The sequence below is a fragment of the Streptomyces ipomoeae 91-03 genome (assembly GCF_000317595.1).
GTDB classification, from domain to species: domain Bacteria; phylum Actinomycetota; class Actinomycetes; order Streptomycetales; family Streptomycetaceae; genus Streptomyces; species Streptomyces ipomoeae.
Window position 1 is genome coordinate 1 of record NZ_AEJC01000491.1, and the last position, 5,071, is coordinate 5,071.

At 71.3% G+C, this 5,071-nt stretch carries 5 protein-coding genes; 2 read left to right on the top strand and 3 right to left on the bottom strand.

Annotated features, from left to right (window positions below):
- Positions 1 to 1,462: cation-translocating P-type ATPase (locus STRIP9103_RS32165; protein WP_048821371.1), on the top strand; the 1,462-nt coding region annotated here is incomplete at its 5' end.
- A 23-nt stretch (positions 1,463 to 1,485) separates the two neighbouring features.
- Here the strand turns inward: STRIP9103_RS32165 and STRIP9103_RS32170 are convergent.
- Entirely contained in the window at positions 1,486 to 2,565 is a 1,080-nt protein-coding gene (locus STRIP9103_RS32170; protein ID WP_009327430.1) for an NADH:flavin oxidoreductase/NADH oxidase, read from the bottom strand.
- Between the two features lie 147 nt (positions 2,566 to 2,712).
- Between STRIP9103_RS32170 and STRIP9103_RS32175 the strand changes: the two genes are divergently transcribed.
- Complete coding sequence (locus STRIP9103_RS32175; protein WP_048821372.1) at positions 2,713 to 3,075, top strand: ArsR/SmtB family transcription factor; 363 nt, start codon at positions 2,713 to 2,715, stop codon at positions 3,073 to 3,075.
- On the opposite strand, the gene STRIP9103_RS32180 is transcribed toward STRIP9103_RS32175, so the two are convergent.
- Positions 2,986 to 4,383, bottom strand: a complete 1,398-nt coding sequence (locus STRIP9103_RS32180; protein WP_048821373.1) for a nucleobase:cation symporter-2 family protein — start codon at positions 4,381 to 4,383, stop codon at positions 2,986 to 2,988. The genes STRIP9103_RS32175 and STRIP9103_RS32180 overlap by 90 nt on opposite strands.
- Before the next feature lie 130 nt (positions 4,384 to 4,513).
- On the bottom strand, positions 4,514 to 5,071 hold a 558-nt coding region (locus tag STRIP9103_RS32185; RefSeq protein WP_009327431.1), incomplete at its 5' end, for a ferredoxin--NADP reductase domain-containing protein.

Below are 5,071 nucleotides of genomic sequence, written 5' to 3' on the forward strand. Positions count from 1 at the left end.
CACACGCCCGGTGCACGCCACCGACGAGGCGGTGCTGGACGCGGCCGACCCCGACCCGCGGTGGGAGCAGACCGAGGGCCGGCCGTTCGAGGCGGCCCGTGGTTACGCGGCGGCCGTGGGCCGGGCCGGGGACGGTGCCCCGGTCCTGATGGTCAAGGGTGCCCCGGAGACGGTCCTGCCGGCCTGCCGCGACCTTCCGCCGCACGCGTCCGGCACGGCGCAGTCGCTGGCCCGCGACGGGCTGCGCGTCCTGGCGGTCGCCGAACGCCCGCTCCGCGCGGGCGAGGAGCCGTCGGACGCCCTCGAAGCACCTCTGGACGGGTTGCGGTTCACAGGCCTGCTCGGGCTGGCCGACGTGGCGCGCGAGACGTCCACGGCTCTCGTGCACGGGCTGCGCGAGGCGGGCGTACGCCCGGTCATGCTGACCGGAGACCACCCCCAGACCGCTCGCGCGATCGCCGCCGACCTGGGCTGGCCCGACGACACGACCGTCGTCACGGGCGACGAACTGGCGTCCGCCGACAGGTCGGTACGGTCCCGGATGCTGCGCGACGCGGGGGTCGTGGCACGGGTCGCGCCCGAGCAGAAGCTCCAGGTCGTCGAGGCGCTACGGGACGCCGGCCTGGTGGTGGGGATGGTCGGCGACGGCGCCAACGACGCCGCGGCCATCCGTGCCGCCGACGTCGGTGTGGGCATCCAGGCCCGTGGCTCGGCGGCCGCTCGCAACGCGGCCGACCTCGTCCTGACCGACGAGGACCTGTCGGTGCTGATCGAGGCGGTCACCGAGGGCCGTTCGCTGTGGCACAGCGTCACCGACGCCGTCGCCATTCTCATCGGCGGCAACGCGGGCGAGGTCGGCTTCGGCATCCTCGGCACACTCCTCGCGGGCTCGGCCCCGCTCTCCACCCGCCAGATGCTGCTCGTGAACCTGTTCACGGACCTGTTCCCCGCGATGGCGGTGGCGGTGACACCGAAGGAGGAGCCCTCCGGGGCGGACGGGGACGAGAAGGACGGCGACGCCCTGGGCGCGGAACCCCTCGGCACCGCACTCCTCGGCGCGCCGCTCACCCGGCAGATCCGTCACCGCGCCCTGACCACCTGTCTGGGGGCGACCATCGCCTGGCTGATCGGTCGCTTCACCCCCGGCACCGCGCGGCGTTCGAGGACGATGGCGCTGTGCGCGGTGGTCGGCACCCAGCTGGCCCAGACCCTCGCCGACCGTCGGCACAGCCCGCTGGTGCGGGCCACGACCCTCGGCTCCGCCGCCGCCCTCGTCGCCCTGATCCAGATCCCCGGCGCCAGCCACTTCTTCGGCTGCACCCCCCTCGGCCCGCTCGCCTGGGCGGGCGTCGCCACGGCGATCGGCCTCGCGGTGACGGGCCAACGGACACTGCCCGACCTGGAAAGGACGGTCCGCGGGCTCGTGCGGGCCCGCACTCCGGCCCGCCCGAACCCCGCCTGAGCGCACCGTCGTGGCTGGTCGTCCTAGACCGACCGGTGGTACTGCTCGGGGACATGCGCCTCGCCCCCGAGCTCCCGGGCCGTCTGCCGGGCCCACGACGGGTTGCGCAGCAGCTCACGGCCGAGGAGGACGGCGTCCGCCTCGCCGTTGGCGAGGATCTTCCCGGCCTGCTCGGCCTCCGTGATCAGACCGACCGCTGCGACGGGCATCGACGTCTCGTTCCTGACCCGGGCGGCGAAGGGGACCTGGTAGCCGGCGCCGACGGGGATGCGGACACCGGAGGCGTTGCCGCCCGTGGAGACGTCCAGGAGGTCCACGCCATGGGACTGCAGCTCGGCGGCGAGGCGGACCGTGTCGTCGGCCGTCCAGCCGCCTTCCTCCAGCCACTCGGTGGCGGAGACACGGAAGAACAGAGGCTTGTCCGCCGGCCACACCTCCCGCACGGCGTCGACGATCTCGAGCGCGAAACGGACGCGGTTCTCGTACGAGCCGCCGTAGGCGTCGGTGCGACGGTTGGAGTACGGGGACAGGAACTCGTTGATCAGGTAGCCGTGAGCGCCGTGGATCTCGACGACCTCGAAACCGGCGGCGAGTGCGCGACGTGCCGCCGCCGCGAACCGTTCGACGATCTCCCTGATCTGATCGACCGTCAACTCATCGGGTACGGGGTGCCGTTCGTCGAAGGCCAGCGCGCTGGGCGCGACCGGCTGCCAGCCGTACGCGTCCGCGCCGACCGGCGCCCCGCCCTTCCACGGCCGGTCGGTCGAGGCCTTGCGCCCCGCGTGCGCGAGCTGCACGGCGGGCACCGTGCCCTGCCCCTTCAAAAACCGCGTGATCCGGCGGAACGCCTCGACCTGGGTGTCGTTCCAGATACCGAGGTCGTACGGGGAGATCCGGCCCTCGGGGGCCACGGCGGTCGCCTCGACGATGATCAGGCCCGTGCCGCCGGTGGCGCGCGCCGCGTAATGCGCGAAGTGCCAGTCGTTCGGAGCGCCCTCCTCGGGGCCTTCCGGCGCGGCCGAGTACTGGCACATCGGGGGCATCCACACCCGGTTCGGGATGGTCAGTTCACGCAGGCGGTAGGGCTCGAAGAGCGCGCTCACGGCGGACTCCAATCGTCACGGGACGCCGTCACAGGACGGTGTACGACTCGGATGACTCGTACGATAGACATCGTAGTACGATAGATGTCAAACTACGAGGATTCTCGTACAATGGGCTTCCCGAAGGCCCGAAGCAGTGGAGTCGCCGTGACCTCGCCCGCCGTCAGCAGCCGCGACCTCCCGCACCCGGAGCGTGCGGAGATCCGGCTGGAATCCGTGCTGCACGCGCTCTCCGACCCCATGCGGCTGCGCGTCGTGCGAGAGCTCGCCGCCGACGGCGACGAGCTCTCCTGTTCGCACTTCGACCTGCCGGTCACCAAGTCCACGACCACCCACCACTTCCGGGTGCTGCGCGAGAGCGGAGTGATCCGGCAGACCTACCGGGGCACGGCCAAGATGAACGGCCTGCGCCGGGACGACCTAGACGGCCTCTTCCCGGGGCTTCTCGACGCCCTCCTCGATGCCGCTGCCCGGCAGGCCGCTCGCGTCGGCGACCTCGGCGGTGCCTGAACCGGTCTTCGCCGGAAGGTGGTTGAACAGCAGGTTCAGCGCGATCGCCGTCAGACAGCCCGCGCTGATCCCGCTGTTCATCACCGTCTGGAACCACTCGGGGAACTTCGCGTAGACCGTCGGCACCCCGACCGGCAGCAGACCCACGGCCACCGAGACGGCCACGACCGTCAGATTGTTGTTGCCCTTGAAGTCGACCTCGGTCAGCGTGCGCAGCCCGCTCGCGGCGACCGTACCGAACATCACCAGCCCCGCCCCGCCGAGCACCGGTGCCGGAATGGCCGCGACCACCGCACCCAGCTTGGGCAGCAGCCCGAGCAGTACGAGGATGCCGCCGGCCGCCGCGACGACCCAGCGGCTGCGCACCCGGGTCATACCGACCAGGCCGACGTTCTGCGCGTACGCCGTGTACGGGAACGTGTTGAAGACACCGCCGAGGACCGTGGAGAACCCGTCGGCCCGCAGCCCGTCGGCGAGGGAGCGCGGTTCCACCCTGCGGTCGGTCATCTCGCCGACCGCGATCAGGTCACCCGTGGTCTCGGTCATGGTCACCAGGGCCACGATCAGCATGGAGATGATCGCCGACACCTCGAATGTGGGTGCCCCGAAGTGGAACGGCGTGCTGATGCCCAGCCAGTCCGCCTCCTTCACCCCGTCGAAGTCCGTGAACCCCAACGGCACCGCGACCGCCAGCCCCACCCCGATGCCGATCAGCACCGCGACCCGGCTGAGGAACACCGGGGCGAACCGCTGCACACCGAGCACCACGAGGAGTACGAACGCCGCGAGCGCCAGGTTCTCGGGCTCACCGAAGTCTTCCGCGCCCACACCGCCCGCCGCCCAGTTGCCGGCCACCGGCAGCAGGGAGAGGCCGATGATCAGGATGACGGTGCCGGTGACGAGCGGCGGGAAGAAGCGGAGCAGCCGGCCGAAGACCGGCGCCAGCAACATGATCGCCAGACCGGCCACGATCACCGAGCCGTAGATGGCGGGGAGTCCGCCGCCCTCGGTACCGATCAGCACCATCGGGGAGACGGCCGCGAAGGTACAGCCCTGCATGATCGGCAGGCGCACGCCGAAGCGCCATACGCCGATGCACTGGATGAGCGTCGCGATGCCGCAGACCAGGAGGTCGGCGGTGATCAGATACGCGAGGTCGGCCGGCGACAACCGCATGGCGCCGCCCACGATCAGGGGGACCGCTACCGCGCCCGCGTACATCGCCAGGACGTGTTGGAGGGCGAAGGCGGTGAGTTGGCGGGTGGGGGGTACTTCGTCGACGGGGTGGGTGGGGGTCGTGGATGCCATGGGCGAGACCATAGAGGCATTGAACAGTTTGTTGATTTCTGGGGTGTTGCCTGTTTGTGTGTCGGGTGCGGTTGGGATGTGTCGGCTCGCGCCCGCGCGGCGGAGCCGCACATCGACACAGCCCGCGCCCCTAAAGATGTCGGGCGGCGGTCATCAGGGACTCCCAGTCGGGAAGTTTGACCACAGGCCTGCCCAGCGAGGCGCCCAAAGCGACCTCCGCGCGTTCGATCGCCTGCCAGCCCGGCCACTCCACCGGGGTGACGCCCGCCGCCCTCAGGACCGTCAGGGGGTCGGCCGGTACGGGGCGTCGTACGAGTTCGGGGGCGTCCTCCAGCAGCGACGTCACCGTTTCCTTCGCGCACGGGCGGTTGGTGCCGATGACTCCTGTCGGACCGCGCTTGATCCAACCTGCCACGTACTCTCCCGGTGCTGCCCCGCCGTCGCGCAGTACCCGCCCGGCGAGATGCGGCACGGTGCCGTGCTCGGTGTCGAAGGGAAGGCCCTCGATCGGCACCCCGCGATAGCCGACCGAACGCAGGACCAGCTGGGCCTCGATCTCCTCGTAGCGTCCGGTGCCCGTCACGCCGCCGTGGCCGTCCGGTGCCGTGCGCTCCAGGCGGACCCCGCGCACATGGTCACCGTCGGCGAGGAGTTCCACGGGGCGGAGGAAGAAGCGCAGACGGATCCG

Bases quoted from the DNA above. Each gene is read 5' to 3' on its own strand.
- STRIP9103_RS32180 (WP_048821373.1), bottom strand. From the start codon at position 4,383: ATGGCATCCACGACCCCCACCCACCCCGTCGACGAAGTACCCCCCACC.